Source organism: Vibrio sp. Y2-5 (assembly GCF_014596725.1).
GTDB lineage: Bacteria > Pseudomonadota > Gammaproteobacteria > Enterobacterales > Vibrionaceae > Vibrio.
In genome coordinates, this window is the sequence record NZ_JACVEG010000003.1 from 166,992 (window position 1) to 183,535 (window position 16,544).

The 16,544-nt window shown below is 42.2% G+C and carries 19 protein-coding genes; 1 reads left to right on the top strand and 18 read right to left on the bottom strand.

Features of this window, described 5'->3' with window-relative positions:
- Nucleotides 1-25 precede the first annotated feature (25 nt).
- The 17 genes from HUO09_RS10050 to HUO09_RS10130 all read right to left on the bottom strand — a co-directional run bounded on the left by HUO09_RS10050 (nt 26) and on the right by HUO09_RS10130 (nt 14,049).
- Entirely contained in the window at nt 26-982 is a 957-nt protein-coding gene (locus HUO09_RS10050; protein WP_188233890.1) for a GGDEF domain-containing protein, read from the bottom strand.
- Nucleotides 982-1,941: a response regulator gene (locus tag HUO09_RS10055; protein ID WP_167412481.1), complete on the bottom strand. Its 960-nt coding sequence runs from the start codon at nt 1,939-1,941 to the stop codon at nt 982-984. Before HUO09_RS10055 ends, HUO09_RS10050 begins: the two co-directional genes overlap by 1 nt.
- Nucleotides 1,942-2,235: 294 nt before the next feature.
- Nucleotides 2,236-2,562: a PilZ domain-containing protein gene (locus tag HUO09_RS10060; RefSeq protein WP_188233891.1), complete on the bottom strand. Its 327-nt coding sequence runs from the start codon at nt 2,560-2,562 to the stop codon at nt 2,236-2,238.
- Nucleotides 2,563-2,757: 195 nt separating this feature from the next.
- Nucleotides 2,758-4,374, bottom strand: a complete 1,617-nt coding sequence (locus HUO09_RS10065) for a diguanylate cyclase (protein ID WP_188233892.1) — start codon at nt 4,372-4,374, stop codon at nt 2,758-2,760.
- A gap of 570 nt (nt 4,375-4,944) precedes the next feature.
- Complete coding sequence (locus tag HUO09_RS10070) at nt 4,945-5,559, bottom strand: outer membrane beta-barrel protein (RefSeq protein WP_188233893.1); 615 nt, start codon at nt 5,557-5,559, stop codon at nt 4,945-4,947.
- A gap of 621 nt (nt 5,560-6,180) precedes the next feature.
- A complete protein-coding gene (locus HUO09_RS10075) occupies nt 6,181-7,341 on the bottom strand; it encodes a tyrosine-type recombinase/integrase (protein WP_188233894.1) in 1,161 nt (386 codons plus the stop codon).
- A gap of 20 nt (nt 7,342-7,361) precedes the next feature.
- A complete protein-coding gene (locus HUO09_RS10080) occupies nt 7,362-7,556 on the bottom strand; it encodes a hypothetical protein (RefSeq protein WP_188233895.1) in 195 nt (64 codons plus the stop codon).
- A gap of 195 nt (nt 7,557-7,751) precedes the next feature.
- The gene (locus HUO09_RS10085; RefSeq protein ID WP_188233896.1) at nt 7,752-8,297 is read right to left on the bottom strand and encodes a Rha family transcriptional regulator; all 546 of its coding nucleotides are present in this window, start codon (nt 8,295-8,297) and stop codon (nt 7,752-7,754) included.
- A gap of 26 nt (nt 8,298-8,323) precedes the next feature.
- Nucleotides 8,324-8,569, bottom strand: a complete 246-nt coding sequence (locus HUO09_RS10090; RefSeq protein ID WP_188233897.1) for a hypothetical protein — start codon at nt 8,567-8,569, stop codon at nt 8,324-8,326.
- Between the two features lie 10 nt (nt 8,570-8,579).
- Nucleotides 8,580-11,336: a toprim domain-containing protein gene (locus tag HUO09_RS10095; protein WP_188233898.1), complete on the bottom strand. Its 2,757-nt coding sequence runs from the start codon at nt 11,334-11,336 to the stop codon at nt 8,580-8,582.
- Nucleotides 11,314-11,634: a hypothetical protein gene (locus HUO09_RS10100; protein WP_188234165.1), complete on the bottom strand. Its 321-nt coding sequence runs from the start codon at nt 11,632-11,634 to the stop codon at nt 11,314-11,316. Before HUO09_RS10100 ends, HUO09_RS10095 begins: the two co-directional genes overlap by 23 nt.
- Entirely contained in the window at nt 11,597-11,896 is a 300-nt protein-coding gene (locus HUO09_RS10105; protein ID WP_188233899.1) for a hypothetical protein, read from the bottom strand. Before HUO09_RS10105 ends, HUO09_RS10100 begins: the two co-directional genes overlap by 38 nt.
- A complete protein-coding gene (locus HUO09_RS10110) occupies nt 11,889-12,200 on the bottom strand; it encodes a hypothetical protein (RefSeq protein WP_188233900.1) in 312 nt (103 codons plus the stop codon). Before HUO09_RS10110 ends, HUO09_RS10105 begins: the two co-directional genes overlap by 8 nt.
- Before the next feature lie 15 nt (nt 12,201-12,215).
- Nucleotides 12,216-12,437, bottom strand: a complete 222-nt coding sequence (locus tag HUO09_RS10115; RefSeq protein ID WP_223159386.1) for a hypothetical protein — start codon at nt 12,435-12,437, stop codon at nt 12,216-12,218.
- Complete coding sequence (locus HUO09_RS10120; protein ID WP_188233901.1) at nt 12,425-13,126, bottom strand: tyrosine-type recombinase/integrase; 702 nt, start codon at nt 13,124-13,126, stop codon at nt 12,425-12,427. Before HUO09_RS10120 ends, HUO09_RS10115 begins: the two co-directional genes overlap by 13 nt.
- 29 nt (nt 13,127-13,155) lie before the next feature.
- Nucleotides 13,156-13,635, bottom strand: a complete 480-nt coding sequence (locus tag HUO09_RS10125; protein WP_188233902.1) for a phage regulatory CII family protein — start codon at nt 13,633-13,635, stop codon at nt 13,156-13,158.
- A 228-nt stretch (nt 13,636-13,863) separates the two neighbouring features.
- Nucleotides 13,864-14,049, bottom strand: coding sequence for a hypothetical protein (locus HUO09_RS10130; protein ID WP_188233903.1), 186 nt, complete (start codon nt 14,047-14,049; stop codon nt 13,864-13,866).
- Between the two features lie 155 nt (nt 14,050-14,204).
- Between HUO09_RS10130 and HUO09_RS10135 the strand changes: the two genes are divergently transcribed.
- Nucleotides 14,205-15,014, top strand: a complete 810-nt coding sequence (locus tag HUO09_RS10135) for a transcriptional regulator (protein WP_188233904.1) — start codon at nt 14,205-14,207, stop codon at nt 15,012-15,014.
- 41 nt (nt 15,015-15,055) lie between these two features.
- Here HUO09_RS10135 and HUO09_RS10140 read toward each other — a convergent pair whose 3' ends face one another.
- On the bottom strand, nt 15,056-16,513 hold the full coding sequence (locus tag HUO09_RS10140) for a P-loop NTPase fold protein (protein ID WP_188233905.1): 1,458 nt from the start codon (nt 16,511-16,513) through the stop codon (nt 15,056-15,058).
- Nucleotides 16,514-16,544: the final 31 nt, after the last annotated feature.

The following is a 16,544-nucleotide window of genomic DNA, read 5'->3' on the forward strand; positions in this document are numbered from 1 at the left end:
TGCGATTTGGCTTTGAATTGCCGAGTCAAGCGGCAACGGTCGTTTGATTTCGTCCTTGCCCTTTCGACTCGTACAAGGCTTTATCCGCATGTTCTAACCATTCCGAATGCGTGCGGAACTTCTTATCAAACGCGCACACGCCTAGGCTAATGGTATATCTGATTTCACCATGCTCAGTGCTGACAACCTCAGCCTCAATTCGCTTACGCAACCTTTCAGCGAAATATCTTGCTTGGTCAACCGTCGTGTTTGGCAATAGTACGGTAAACTCCTCACCACCGTAGCGACCACAATGATCAGAGGCTCTGGCTGTCTTACGTAACACCTCCGCTGTTTTGCGGATAACCACATCACCAGCAGAATGACCAAAGGTATCGTTAACTTTCTTAAAATGGTCGATATCAAAAATAACCAATGACGCAGGCGCTTCCGTTGCGCTAATTTTCTCGTACTTTTTCATCAGTAGAGATTCCCAATAGGATCGGTTCAGTAATTGCGTCAGGCCATCAGTGCGACTCATGGTCGATAAATGCTGATTTGATTGTTCTAAATGCAGCTTGTTTTTTGCAATATCAGAGACGTCTTGAATCATTATGCACACGTGAGACACGTCGCCGTTAAGAGATTTCAACGGTGTCACCACCATGTTTTGATACATGATTGTGCTTTTATTGGTATACGGTGAGTAGTTTTTAAAATGAAAGACATAAGGTCTGTCTTCCCAACGTGAAAAGGTTCTTGTATCTAACTTAACTGCGGCATCTATTTTTGCTTTGAGCCACGCTTCAGGAAGATCCGGCACGACATCAAACAACACCTTTTCCATGATTTTCGTAGAAACAATGCCTGAATAATTTTGCATAAAACTATTCCAAAGGCACACTTCATAATTGATATCAATTACCACTAATCCAACATCTATAGTATCTAACGCTTGGATTCCCCAATGAAAATCCCGAACGTTTACAGTCAAGTTCGTCATTAGAAAGGTTCCATCAATTTATCAATCACTTTTACGGATTCCATATCGATCAACAACAGAATGTCACATTGAAAATCAAGGTTTTCAGCTGTATATGAAAACTCGACCGTAAAAGCAGACTTAGTTATCTCTTGCTGTGCTAGCAGCTCTTTTTCATAGCCATTAATTAAAACTGGCTGACGCAGAGTAAAGCTGACCATGATCAGTTCAGCCAGTACACTCAGGAAGGTCGAAACCGCTAAATTTGAGATGTTAAGTAGTGATTCACTGCTGTTTGCATCTTGTAGCGGGTAACCGAGACGCTCCCCGACTTTGGCGACTTCTCTGCCTCTGATGGTGACCAAAGACTCTCCATGAATCCCAGCGCCCGTAAACCGCTGTGATACAGCATTAACATTGTCTCGGTATAAGACATCGTGAACAGCCATTTCCAGCTCAGACGGCTCCAATATACCAACCGCAGGTAAAGGCATGTTGATGAAGTCTCCTACGCTGTCTGAAATAAGCGCAACGCACCGACCTAAGGCGATATTGGTCAGTTCCCTAAATTTCGAATCTGAATCAATATAGGGCTCTGAAGTTATACTTTTATGAATGGAGTTTTCAACATGATACCCTTTGAAAACAGTTTCCAGCTGCTCTATCTTGAAAGGCTTTTCAATAAAGTCAGACGCACCTAATGCAAAACAGCGTTCTTTCGCCGCTTTCTGCACATCGCCCGAGATAATAACCATTTTGGTTGGATATGAGTTAACGGGAAGCGAACTCAATACGTCATACCCATCCATAACTGGCATAGTCAGATCTAGGAAACAGATATCAATTCTATTATGAGCAAGTAGGTTGAGTGCTTCTCTACCGTCTTCCGCAAAATAAATCTCAATATCGTAATAATGGACAAGAGTACGGCTTAAGGATTTTCGCGCTAATGCAGAATCATCACAGATCAGAACGTTCATAGTTTAATGTTGCACACTGGGCCATTCGTTAAAACTGATAAATAATACTCATATTAGAAAGGCATCTTCAATGACGAAACACTGTCGCCCTTATTCAAAAACAACTGATTTTAAACTATGGGATTAGATAAAAAATGAACTAAAGTCTTTGTATTAAAGGCTTCAAGCGAACGGATTTTGTTCAATATATTTATTTAGCTATCGAAATTAATTAGCTAACGTCTCAGGATTGAGACAAATTCGGTTTAATATCTACGACTTACAAGACTAAATATCGCCTAAAATCTGAGTGTTTTATAAGTTAGCTAAATACGCTATCTCTTCATCCGATATTTCATTGCCTTCCTGCACCATAAATCCGCACATATATCCGCCATCTCGTTTATGACGCCATACCACCTTGCCTTTCACATCTGCTTTTAATGCGCTGATGCGGATAGTCGTACTAGATAAGTCTAAAAATACGTTAGTGAAGAGCTTCATGCCGTGATTGGAAACATCCACAATTTGAACTTGAATGACAGGTCTAAGCCAGCGATTAAAGAGACAAGATGCAGGAATCAATGTATCGAGTTCTACACGGGAAGATTTACGACGATTGGTAAAAGATGGGGCTGACACGGCTTTACTCTATAAGTGAAAATTACAAATTAACAACAAGTTTTTTCTCTACGCATAATAAACTTTAGTTGCGGGTTGATATCGGCGCCACACCATATAGATAAAATCGCTGCGTGTAGAGTAAAAAGTCTACTACTGTTGTGAGAAGTATAGGAAAGCGCCAAGAGCGGCGTTCATACCCAACATAGTAATAGGTTAATTAATGAGGGTAAACGCCGAACAACTTTCGCTTTGAGGCTCAACACGATTTCGTCCTCGATTTTTCGCTATATAAAGTTGCTTGTCTGCGAGTCTAAACAATTGATCCAAATTCTCATTTTTCATTCGACTAGAAACCCCAAAACTGGCGGTTAAAGAAATGATTTGACCGTCGATTGTCAGTGGCGTGGTTTCTATTACTAAACGTAAATTTTCAGCACACCTTTGCGCTTCTGACATTACAGTATTTGGCATCAAAATAACCATTTCTTCCCCGCCCCAACGGGCAACGACATCACTATTCCTACAGTGTTTTTGTAATAAGTTAGAAATATGGCAAAGTGCCCTGTCTCCGATATGGTGGCCATAATTATCATTGACAGATTTGAACAAATCCACGTCCAAGATAATGAAACTTAGTGGGGCGTTAAGCCTTGTTCCATCTTGTAAAATCTTACTACCGGCCTGAACAAATGAGTGCCGATTAAACAGTTGGGTTAGAGGATCAAACGAAGAAAGAAATTTGGCGGTGATACGTTCATTTTCGATAACCTTTAGTCGATTAGCTAAAACAAACGCCAATATTAACGCTTCCAACAGCACACCATAAACGGCACCGTTATAGCCGTGATAAGTATAGGGAATCAAACCCCAAACGGATAATGTGGTAAATAAAAGCCCCGTCATGCTGCAACACACTGCCAATAGAAAAAAGTGAGCATCGCGGATCTTGCCCAAATTAGCAAAGCCAATCACGATCATAACTAAGGTTGTTAACGAAAGATAAGCAAATGCGAACACCGCACTAAGTAAGTGTTGCTGAAGCAAAACAAACAGCGAAATTGCCAGAATGCCAAACGCAATGTAGACACGTAATGCTCGCTGTAACTTAGGCATACGAGTAGATAGGTGCAGAAAGTGAGAGGCAAAAACAATACCGCACACCCCATGCAGTACCATGAAGAAAAGCGTACTGTAGTTTTGTATTACGGGGAAGTTGGGATACAACCATAAAAACGCGTAACCGCTATACCCCAAATTCATGACCACAAAGCAGGTAATATAAAGACAATAGTAGAGGCTATCAGCCTGCTTCAAGGTGAAATAGAGAATAACGTTATAACCAACTAAGGCTAACAAAATACCGTACAGAATGCCTGACATCACATGGTTAACCGTGTCTTTTTGCCTTGCTTCTTCATTGGTAATTAATTCTATCGGCAACGCCATTGGGTCAAATGACTGAGTTCGTATTAAAACCGTGCTTTCACCCGGTGGCAATTCAAGGTCAAAAACAACGCCGACATCCGGAACTAGATGATGGTTTGCTTTTTCACCATCTCCAGAATGCCAATGCTGCTTGAGCGTCTCACTCACTAGATAGACATCAATGTTTTCTATCCAGGTTTGCCCAGCTGTTAATCTTCTATGAACAAAATTCTCATTCGGATTGTTCAGTGACAGACGAATCCAACTGGGTCTGTCGCTGATCCCAAAATTAAGAAAACCATTTCCTACTGAAGTTACAGCGTTACTTTGAAAATACTGCTGAACCTGTTGTAAATTCAAAGGCTCATCTGAAGATTCTTGAAAATACTCAATACGAGTAACCATCTGGTTCGCTTCATCATCCGAGGCAAAAGCAAGATACGGATATAAAATGACGGCAAGTAAGATAGGAAAACAAAATCTCAGCATTCTGGAGTCCCTACAATGAGGGTTTGTAAAATACGTTGTTTCATTGACCCTCCCTGTTCAGACAATTATTGATCGTGTTCCACCGCTTGATCAGCTCCACGAAACAACTAAACGCCATTTATGATTAAAACCACATTTATTAATAAAACTAATAGTATGACGTGAGTTTATTACCTTGCAATTAAAACCATCAATCATTCGTTAATTTTTGATGTTCGCAGGAGTATGAGTTCAAGAGAAGGAAGTAACTTTTGTATTAGTCGGGGCAAACTTGGTAAAGGTTTCGATTCGAAACAAAGAAGTGACGTGTAAACAAGTTCTCTCTGCAATTGGGAATACTGCTGTTCCGCATAGTGAGGTCTTCTCACTGTCCTTACTATGACCACGACGCTCAACCAGTAGGGAGTTGAACAAAATGAACAACTCCCTGTAGATTAACAATCCAGTTCGCAGAGTAGCTGCTGTCCTACTGGGCGTCATGTTCTATCAAAAGTTATACGAACCACCAATAAAGAACATACTGCCTACATGAAAAATATCGTAGACCGATGAGTCCTTATACTCCGCGGCCGAAACTGCGTACGCGGCGCGCAATGTCAATTGGTCCATAGCTGCTGGTGTGTAATCTAGCCCCGTCGTTAACTGGAACACGAAAGAGGTATCATCTGAATTAAGAGTATAAGTCGTTGAATCAATAGTGACATCAGCATTGAGCTCTAACCAACTAACCCCAATTGAAGGCGTTGCAAATGGGCGTAATCCGTTATCAAAGGTGTAACCCAAATTTGCTCCCAGAGTTAACGTAGACTTACTAGCGTATGCATTACGTCCCCCAGTGTAAGTCTTTGATGATTCTCCATAGTCCGTGTATTGCATTTCCACGCCAACAATACGGTTGAACATCCACCCACCGTAGGTGACATAACCAAATTGGGAGTCATCTTCAACGATGTAATCATCATTGTCATTTTCATAGGCTGTTACCGCAGCGATACCTACCCCAACACCCACATATGATTTTTCTGCTGCATAGCTAGCAGCAGATAAGAACGATGCTGCAAACAGCGTCGAGACACCATAAACCCATGTTGTTCTCTTCATTCTTCTTCCTCACAAAATACAAGATAATTTCCATTTAGACACATATAGAATCCATCCAAGCGATCCTGTACTAAAGCACTTTGCAGAAAGCTTCAGCGGCTCGGTCTAAACAGTGACAAAAGTTTCATATTAAATGTATGCATGAAATGTATAGAACTCCAATGAGGTTCACTCAGCTTGAGTTTTATTGGCTGCTTGTCTTATTTTTAAGCATTCATGACAACTGGCGCTTAAGGCGTAAGGCATTTCGCGTAGATATTACGTTTACTAAGGTAAGCCTCGGCAAAGCAGAATAATTTAGGTGTGAGTATGCTTTGTAGTACAGATTCCACAAGTAAAAATGTGAAACTCAGGAAGGGAAACTTGGATTAAACTAGGTAACGTCCAGAAACAACAAAGCCCGCTAGAAGCGGGCTTTGTTGTTTGTTCACGAAGAACGAATTTGGTGGGTCTAGGCAGACTCGAACTGCCGACCCCTACCATGTCAAGCCTGACAGCGAAGTTGTGTAACTCACTGATTATACAAGTTAAACAGGTACTATACAGCTTAGTCCCTGCTCAACATTCCACTTTTTGAGTCCTTTTAAATCAATAAGTTACAATCTAGTTTTGGAACCACGTTTAGCATAAATTGAGCTCTGCGGCGGGTACGGTTACCCACTGAACATGACCTTCTTTGTAAACCTGAGTACTGCGAGAATCAGAGTGTGCAGCCCTGGCTTGAGGGTCACATCCAGCTTTGTCGTAAAGGTGAATACTTAACGCCCTGATCTCGTGAAAAGTTGGGCGCTGGTTAGACGCTAATTCCCTTCTCACTCCAACCTTATCTCTATACTCAGAAAACTTACCGCTTAAGTACTTCTTGTTTACCTGAGTAATATGAGAGCAGTGCCGGCTTAAACCATTACTGCGATTCTTCGAACGACGGTGCACAATGTACGGAGAATCAACATTGTCCTTGCTGTTCTCTATAACTTTTAAAAGTGACATCGTCACAGGAATTCTTACTCTACTGGCTTCCTTCTTCTTCACCTTCTGGCGGTGAATTTTCAAATAGCCAAAGATTTCCAAACCATTCTCAACAACCGGCTTATCCAGCTTTTCAAAATCCGAGTACTTCACGCTACACACTTCATGAACAGAATGAGTTGTCTCGAGAGACAAAGACATTGCCGTTCTCAGCCACAACGGTGCCACTTGCCAAATTTGCTTAAACTCTTCAACCTTCAATCGCTCTCGAGTTTTATCACCAAGCGGCTTACGTTTCTTCCTTCTTGCTGGGTTATCAATCATAACGCTTTCATCAAGCGCATAATCGAACACCTTGGCCATGAAAGAGATCCAACGGTTATAAACTTCGTTTGATTTTCCAAACGCTCGGTCTTCAAGTACATGGTTCACATCTTCCAGAGTTAACAGCTTGCCATACTTATGTCCGATTAAACGGTCTAGATGACCAAGGCGAGTAACAAACAGGTTGTATGTTTCTGTCGATGGGCGCTCATCTTCTTTGTACCGTTCCGGTAACCGGCTAAAGAATTTAGAAAGACGAGTATCGTTTTTGGAAGCCTTACGAGAAGAGTGTTCTAGCAACTCATGGCGTAGAATCACATCAACTCGATAAGTCGCGTTGTACCGACGAGCGAGTGAAATTGCTCTGGCTCGGTCTTTACCTAATGACTTCCAGGTATCGTCAACACGACGAAAAACATACCCTTTGTCACCTTTAAAATAGAGGCCCTCGGGCAGGCCTCTGTTTTCCTTATTACGTGGTCTTGGCACGATCACCTCTACACTTAAAATTAGTGAGACATCAAATCATCCAGTGTTGAATCACCAGAAGAATCCAATTCTCTGTCTGCATCTACATAATAAGTGCGCCCGATTCGTTTCCCGGGCAACGTGCCCAAATCAATTTCCCTACGAATCGTTCTTAAATCTGGAGCCTGTCCTTCTGGGAATCGGGTTTTACACCACTCTTTCAGTTTCATTAACATAATTGCCTACCCACAGAGAGTTAAAATAACCTGTGAACCTATGGGCTGAAAATTCAACCTTCATAAAATTCAGTTGGTTACGGATAAATTGTTCAGTTTGTGTTCCACAAGTTGCCGCAAGGGGAACATAAAAACCTATGGGAATCCCATGTGCTCCCATAGGTTATTGGAGCCGTAAGCATAGTTTTGCCGTCTCTATGCTCGGTTAATCACCTCCTCTGCGGTTTTGGTATTCACCACTGTTTGGCATTCAGGGCAACGGTATCGCTTCGATGGTTGAGGGTTTAACTCATATTTAAGCTGCAAAATTTCAGCGGCGTAACGGTTGCCACGCCCTGCTTCAACCACCATCTTTTCAAGAAATTTGTCATGTGGAGGAATCGATGCCGAATTCCAGAACGGAAGCCCTTGGTTGGCCAACTGCTCCTGCATACGGTTAAATTCATTGATATAGGCTTCTTTAAATTCCGCAGCCAGCTTTCCGGTAAAACCCATAACAAGGAAAGTGAAACCATCTTTGGTCATGCGGAACATGTCTCGTGCTTCTCCTTTTTTAATTTCGTACTTTGTGCCCTCAAAATTGAGGGCACAAAACTCTTTGGAACAATCTAGAGTTCTTATTGCTCTTAAAATGTTGTCATGACGTTTGCCAAAATACTCAGCGACTACAAGTGATGTCGTCATCACCTTGCCATCAATAACTTCAAGCTCTGGTGCTTTTACTGCCACTTCGTTTTCCATATTTAGTACCTTCTTCGGTTTGTTGATTAACAATGGTGATTCAATACGCTCACAGTCACATCCAAGTGCAGTGACGTAATACCTAACTTGGCAGCCAAGCGTTTTCGATTAGAAGTATCGAGATTGATTGCGCTGGCCAACGTCTCATACTTGTTTTCATGGCTGCTCATATCGTGTTTTTTGTCTTCGATATATGATGTCTCCATGCCTGCTTCTTCGAACACTTCCGCAATCAGCTTTGCTATGTGGTTAAGTGGTTTACTCTTTGCCATTGAAGGCCTCCTATTGGTTATTGTCTTTTTCACGAACATCGTCAGGAATGGTTGGGAACAGTCCGAATTCACGTAGGTTCTCAACCCCCAGAGCTACAAAGTTAGCAACTCGCTTCCCGTTAATTGATTTCTCATAGCCGTCTTTAATTACTACCTTTGCTTCCTTAAGTTGCTTTTTCAGAATGCGGTCGCTTTTAACAGGCAAACTATCGAACTTGTTTTTTAACGCAGGGCTTTGGCTGATGTGCTGCATAATGTGGCTGGTTCGAACAAGCAAACACAACTCTCCCTCTACCCAGTCAAACGCGTAAGGATGGCGGAAGTGCCCAGCATCCATCTCGCCCAAAATAAGTTCCATAATCCAAACCCAAGGTTCACGTTCAGCTTCGGTTTCACGAATGTGGAAGTTCATTTCTTTTGCCAGGTCGCGCACAAAATGTCCGTAGTTCCCTGCCACTCCGCAGAACTCACAAAGCAAGCGCCAAGCAAGCATTAAACAGGCGTAGTTATCTCGCATACGCTGTGCGCCGTTATCATCAGGCTTAGCCATACAATGTTTGGATAGATACTCAACACACTCCCGATAGATTTGCTTCATCTGAGGACGAGAATAAGTAGTGAGATACAGAATCCAGTTCTTAATTGGAAAACGAGGCATATCATCAGGAATCATCTCGCCTTTTCTTCCGGTCAAGTCTGAACGAACCAACTTACCAATCAGCGATTGCACGGGAACGTCTTCACCAGCTAATAGCACTGGAGCAATACAAAGGAATTCGGTTAAATCTGTACCACGCTTACTAATGGTGTATTGATAGCTTTCCTGAAGAAGCACCACCGCTGCATCGATGACTTGCTGTTTCTGAGCACTAATTTCTTCCCAACCGACAGGGTGAGAAGTGTGAGAAATTGACGTTACCAGACGCCAGTCAGATTTCATGTTCTGACCAGAAAACATAGTGAAGCCAATGGTACGTTCGAGCGATTTAATCAACGTAGATTTGCCCGAACCCTTGCCTGATTGCAGCATGTAGTGTGGCCAGAAACCTAAGAACGTTTTAATGTGTGCGCCTAAACTCCACACCAAAAGCATCAGTGCAGCATTGTCTGAAAAAGTTGCATGGTATGCCTCAATCACTCGTCTTCCGTGGTCTGGTGTGCCAGCTGGAAACTGAAGATTATGGTACGGGCACATCTGCTGAGGCTCAGGAAAATAACAATCAGGCCCTTCGTTTAAAATGGCTTTACCATCCTGCCAAGCCAACCCGACAAAGTTCACGGCATTACGCGCACCAATATGCGTGCTGCGCTCGAGTATCGAGATCATGCGGCTGAACTTACCAGGGTTAAAAATGCCACCGCCAACTCTGCGCCAAACATCGATGTTATAAAGCTGCTCGCGCTTCATTACAAAGCGAGTCAATTCTCTTGGTGAATCTGGTGTTTGAATACTGGCGGAATAAATCGTTTTAGGTTGTAAATCAGGCTCTCCCGTCATCGCCGAGTTCACGGAAGAAATGGTTACCTTAGATAAACCAGCGATACGGAAGCTGCACACATCCTGAGGTATTTTCTGTTCACCTTCCTCGTTAGTCACAATTTTCAAAACACTGGTAAAATCAGGCTTAACGCGATACATCCAATAAAGCGTTTGGTCATGATGAGGTAGCGGTAAACGTTTGAACTTGGTGTTCTCAAATTCCCCTTCCTGCCCCGTAACCAGCCAAGGTTCAAAGTATTCCAAAGCATATTTAGTAAATAGCGTATCGTGCTTACGCAAATAATCGTTCAGGTCGTTAATGCCTTCCCACTTCGCACCAGCCTGATCAACTAAAAAACAGGGAATATTTAACGCAGTACATTTCTCATGAACAATCCACGCAGCTTCCGGCCCTGGTCTGTGGCCTTTACGTGGGCCATCTTCTATCGGCATATCATTGTCAAAGCAGCACACAACACGCTTACCAGTTAGAAAGCGCCAGTCAATTTCATTTACCGCTAAACCGCGAGTAGCAATAGCCGTAACCATTGCTTTACCTTTCCCTTTTGGGTCATAAGCGGCAATGGCAGAAATAGCATTAATAGCCGATTCCACAACCACAACCGTATGAGCGCGTTTCAGAGCCATTTTGTCGGGGATGTAAGGGAAGCCACGTTTCTCGCCCATTGCTTTGGTTTTGTTGTCACCATTCATTGATGGATCGAAGAAGCGAAAATCAATACCCATCACTTCGTTAGTGAACATACAACGGCTAGGAAACGTAATAGCTGGGCCACCGTAACCCAAATCCCCTGGGCTTTTACTTGGGCTTGTCCAATCGCTGTAACCAAAAGCACCACGCTTTTGCAGCATATCGACCACTTCTGCAGGAATGCCTCGTTGATCGATTAAATACCCACGGGCATCACCTGCCACTGCCAACTGTTTATCAGCAACCCATGCCAACTGGCTTTGTGGTTTATTCGGTTGAGCAACGTCATCAGTAGGAATACCGTACTCTTCATGCAACCACTTCATCGCCTCACTGGCGTCATCGGCTTGACCACAATAAATAACCAAATCAATGCACGAACCTTTTTCACCCGATGCATGGTCTTTCCACATCATGTAGCCCGCTTCGGCTGCATTAAAAATACTCACGCTCGGGTGCTTATCATCACGATTAGGCGCGCGGTAATTTCCATTCGAGTCAGGCCTTTCCATATGAAGGCGATGCGCTAAATCGTGCAAATCAATCTGTTGTTTAAGCCGTTCTGCAGACGCCATGAAGCGTGCCTCCAATGTCTTTTAAATCTACCCCTATTGCTACGGGGCCAAAATGGGTTTCTAAATCTCGTTTAAACTGCTGAAACTCATCACTCTTCAACAGTTCAGCAATGGGCGTATAGTTGCTTTGAATATGTGCCCACACCTGCTGTTTCTTGCCCGCTTCTAACTCGCTGAGTAATACCGATGGAAAATGTAAGTGAGAACGAGTAAGTACGGGCGGGCAATGCCATAGAGGGCAAACCCACCCTTTATAGGGCTTACAAATCACACGCATAAATCCGACGCAAACAGGCACAAGCAATCCACATATCGCCATTTAAATGGCAACTGTGCGTAAGTTGCCATTGTTCTACCTGCTCCTTTGGTAAATGCTTAATTTCATGGGCATCTAAAACGATAAGACCTTGCGTTTCCCACTGTTTGAAAACCGAATCTTGCTCGCCTGTAAACGCTTCGCGGTTGATAAAGCCTTGCTGACGAACCATTTGTTGTTCCAGCTTGAACAAACATGCTCGTTCAGGCTCACTCAACTTAGTGACTTGGATTGCGTTAGGCATATGGAGTCTCCATATAGGCTTTGGCTAAACGCTCAGACGGAAAGATCTGATGTTTACCCCAAACAGAATGCTCATTAAGAATGACCAGCATCTCTTTTACGTAATGCGCTGGAACACCCTCACCAGAAAGCCATAAGCGAATAATGTAAGGTTCAACATTGAGCCTTCCTGCCACATATTCAGCCAACTGCTTGCTGGAGCCTTTGCCGCTAAACACATGCACATTGATATTTCGGATTGCTGCCGCAAGCGCATTACGTCTCATGCTTACCAGCACTTCTCGCAGTGTTGAATTCACTTCCATCGAACCGTCTCCTAATTAAAAGTGAGTGGGAAAAACCGACACTCTTCGGTCTTTACTTACCAACAGCGGGGTTTCCCCGATTAACTTCACAACCACGTTTGCCCCTTTGTCTTCGCACCACTCCACAATGGACGAGTTCACACGGTCACCCTCAAAACTGATCACGTCCCCGCGCTTAACATCTTCAACAACCTTGTGCTGTAGGCTTGGGCATGGATGAATGTTTAACGAAAGCATGTGCTTGCCTCCTTCATTGCAGAGGTAAGTGAATCTCGGTCTGGTGTTGTGTAGATGGCAGTAGTCGATAAATTGGAATGCCCAAGCACCGCTTGCACACGGCGCAAAGCATCGGGTGACGTTGTGCGTTCAAGGAAACGTTTTGCCCAGCTATGTCTTAGCCAGTGAGGCGTTCCGGCTGGAACATCCGCAAGGCGACACCATTGAGAAAAACGGGATTGAAAAGAACGACGGCTCATCGCTTGATTATTACGGCTAAGGAAAAGAGGACGATCTAATCTAGGCGTTTCCCACTCTATGCCCTCACTCATTTCTTTGTGTATCTTCAGCAAATGCTTGAGAGCAGAAATAGCAGACTTGTTTAACGCAATAGGATGCTTCTTACGGTTTTTCGCATTCAGGTTGTCGTAAACCAAGTAACCTTCCTCAAGGCTAAGTTCTGCATCACCAACCGTTAAACCAATCATTGGCAAATTATGTTCTTTGGCTTTGCTAACATCTGGGCCAGCTAACACACCTAACCGAACTGCGGTTTCACGCATAAGTAACATCCAGTAGTAATCGCGTTTTGCATAAATGCCGTAAGTTTCCTTTACGGTTTTGAATAGCCTTTTTTCTTCCTGTTCAGTGAAGTAGTGAAGAAAAACTTCTGACTCTGAAATCGCTGACTTGCCCTTAAAATAAGACATGGCATACCTCCTTTGGCTTCGCCTCTGAATTACGTTCTAACCAATGCGCGTAGGCGTTCTAGCAACTCAAGCGCTGCTGCAAACACTTGCTGCAATTCGTTTTCAATACGTTCGAATTCATGCTGTTCGATATCACCGTCAGCCAGTGATTCAGCAATGGCGCGATTCATATCGCCCACTTCTGCATGAAACTGGCTGTAGCAATTGAGGAGTTCCACATCAGAGATGCCGGAATAGTCACCAAGGAAATAGATGGAGTAACCAAGCGTAGCGGCTATGGCTCTTAGAATTTGTGTGTCGCCAGTAATCTGCATAATGCGGATAGCATCAAACAGACCAAACTTGTGGCTACGTTGATTGGGGTTAATTTCATTCGGTAGAACACCTGGGCGTTTACCCAACTGGCGTTCTAGTTCTGCAGTGTTATTGAAATGCTTTAGCGTGTCATAGCACGCTCTAACCACTTGTGAAGGTTCACAAGCAGGTGCAGCGTCGATGGCTGTTGTCATCGTAATCTCCTGATAAACAAATACGTTTGGTTTTTCAGAAGGCTGCGCTACAATCTACAACAAGGATGAATGGTGTTGGAGCCGTGAGCATAGAGGTTGTCGCCTCGCTCTTAATCCTACAGTAGATTGCTTTACGTAACCTCCTGGCCGCTTACTGGATTGCCGTCTAGTAAGCGGATTCCCTAAAAACTTCTCTTTATTTCAATCATTTTCTCTCTCCTAAAATGTTTAAGCAGCTTGCTCATCAATAGGTTCTAGCCCTAATTCCGCTTCTTTCTCTGCTACCGCTTTACGCAAAAGAATTCGCGCCATTTGTGCCAACTTACGCTCCTCTAGCGTTGCTAAGCGTTCTACACGCATTCTTAATGTCAAATCTCGAACTGTAATTTGTTCAGTATTCGGACTTCTTAACATACTCGTCTCCTTAAAACGGATTGTGCTATATTTACTTCTTTTACATCATTGCTGTAACTTGCATTAAAAATCCCGAAAACAGGATTAAATATCATTTAAGTAAAGATTAATTCCGTTTACAGGATTAATCAAGATAATTTAGAAGGAATTCGGAAATGAATTTTGAGGAACGTCTCAATTATGTCCTCCAAGACCGCAAGCAAACACCTTGGGGACAAAGCTTAGGCTTCACATCTACGAGCATTTCTTCAATGTTTAAAGGACACACTCCTGGTCCTGAATTTCTTCAAGGCATCCGTAGAGCTGAGAACGTAAACCTGAACTGGCTGCTTACAGGTGAAGGAGCCCCATATATAGTGGAGCACTTCCATAGTGCCGATGCCCTTTCTGACTATGTATGTGCGATGCTTCATGACGAAGAATGGGGCATACATATCGTTTCACATATAGACAAAGCTTGTATTGTACTTAGCCAACCCGGTGCTTATGAATTTAAAGGTAAGCTTGTGAATTACCGTATAGTTCATGTGCTTGTTGGACCTGGTGACGAAGTTCTGAAAAACGTACTAGAAGATTGCCATACAGGAGGTAATCCTATTCTCGTGCCAGAGCTTAGTGAGGAACAAATACAAAATATTATTAGTGGGCAAATAGGGACTTATCATCTATTTCAGGCAGAAAACCCTGTGCTACCCTCTCAAACAGAGCTCAAACTAGATAATATTCAGTTCACTGAAGCGACTCAAAAAGAACATAGCGTAAACATAGCTACAATGCGCACAGTATTACGAATAACCACAGAGCTAGAAATAAAGCATGAAGTTGAGCTGTCTATTGAGCAGAAAGCGAGAGTGATTGCTGTGGTATACAAGCAAGTGAGTAGTTTAGATTTGAAATTGAGTATATTGCCAGATCAGGCAGTTATCGCAGCCGTAGAAGCCGCATTTGATATGTTGGTTGATTAATTTGGTGAATCGCCAGAGTTAAGCTCTGGCGATTTGTGTTCCTACTCTAAGTATCCAGCTAGTTCTATAACTTTTCTATATTCACTCCATCGCCAGAAGTCTATCGAACGCTGTACAGTAGCCGAATTAATATTTTTGATGCGATTACACAGGTTTCTTATCTCAGCACTTGGATTATGACCATCCCAATTTTCATAATTCCAATTACTACCAACGGGTAAAGAGTAATACTCTCCACCATAATCATTACCTACCAACAATTCTGTTGTTCCAAAAAGAGACATATCAATCAATGTTGACAATGTCACTTCTTGAGTAATATTGACATTGTTATTTATTAGAGTTGGCATTGATTTTTTTCTATTTGTTCGTTCATAAAAACTTTGCGCGCCGATCTCATATTCAATTAAGCCACATACTAGGATAGGAAAATTAATGGCTAGTTTAATGCTTTTATTTTTCTGATATGCACTTGCAGTTCTAAGACATGAATAGACTTTATTCAATAACTGATCAACATCTCTGACCTTGAAATTAAAACCTTCTGAAAAAGCACTTAATATATTTATAATGGATTTCTTGCTATAATTATCCTCACCAATTGCAGGATATAACATAAGCCCATAAATATCATCATCATTTAATTCAAAATTTAGAGAATCTATATATTCCTTAATATTTGGGAGAGGTAGTGTAGCCGTCCTATCAAAGAATCTTTTCAAATACTGATTTGAATTAAATTTATTTCCATATATATTTTTTATACTTTGACAAAGTTGTTCTGTATCTGTTGCAACAACAAAAACAAAATTTTTAGTGCTAAAGAAATGTTTAATGACCTCTAGCATTTCAATCGCATAATTAGGTCTACAGCGATCTAACTCATCAATAATGACTACAACTGGTAACTTTGCATTAATCTCTATCTCTAATGCTAAAGCGAGTTCGGTTAAAGTCTCTCGAATAAATTGTATTGAATCCACTTGTTCAGAATAATTTGTAGCCAATTTATCAATGAAGTCTTGCGGAGGAATATCTTGTTGCACAATCTGCTGCATAACAGCGGTGCCTGCGCTTGATTCCCCTATCAACTTATAACTAACAGCTCCAGCGACACCAACAGCTAAGCTTTTTAATGTCTTACCTAGAATTTTCTTAATTTCTTCAGTTTTCTTTAATCCTACAACATCAGAATGAAGAGCTTCCATTTGACGAAGTAGTTCAGAAGACACAACCGTTAGTGGTTCCTTGGAAAAATCTGATTCCCAAGAATTAATGTATATTGTTGGATGATCATTAGTGATTAAATGTGAATATAACCTCTTGCAGAACTCTGTTTTACCTGTTCCCCAAGCACCATTCAAATTTAATACAAACCCATCTTTTTCACCTACTAAATAATTTGCTAGAAACTCTCCAAACTCTTTCCGGTTTAACTTACAGTTATCAAAATTGGCATTCTCAAGCCATTCTTTATATCTTGGTTCTTTAAATAGCAACTTTCACCTCATTTAGAAATAGTCAAAAAAC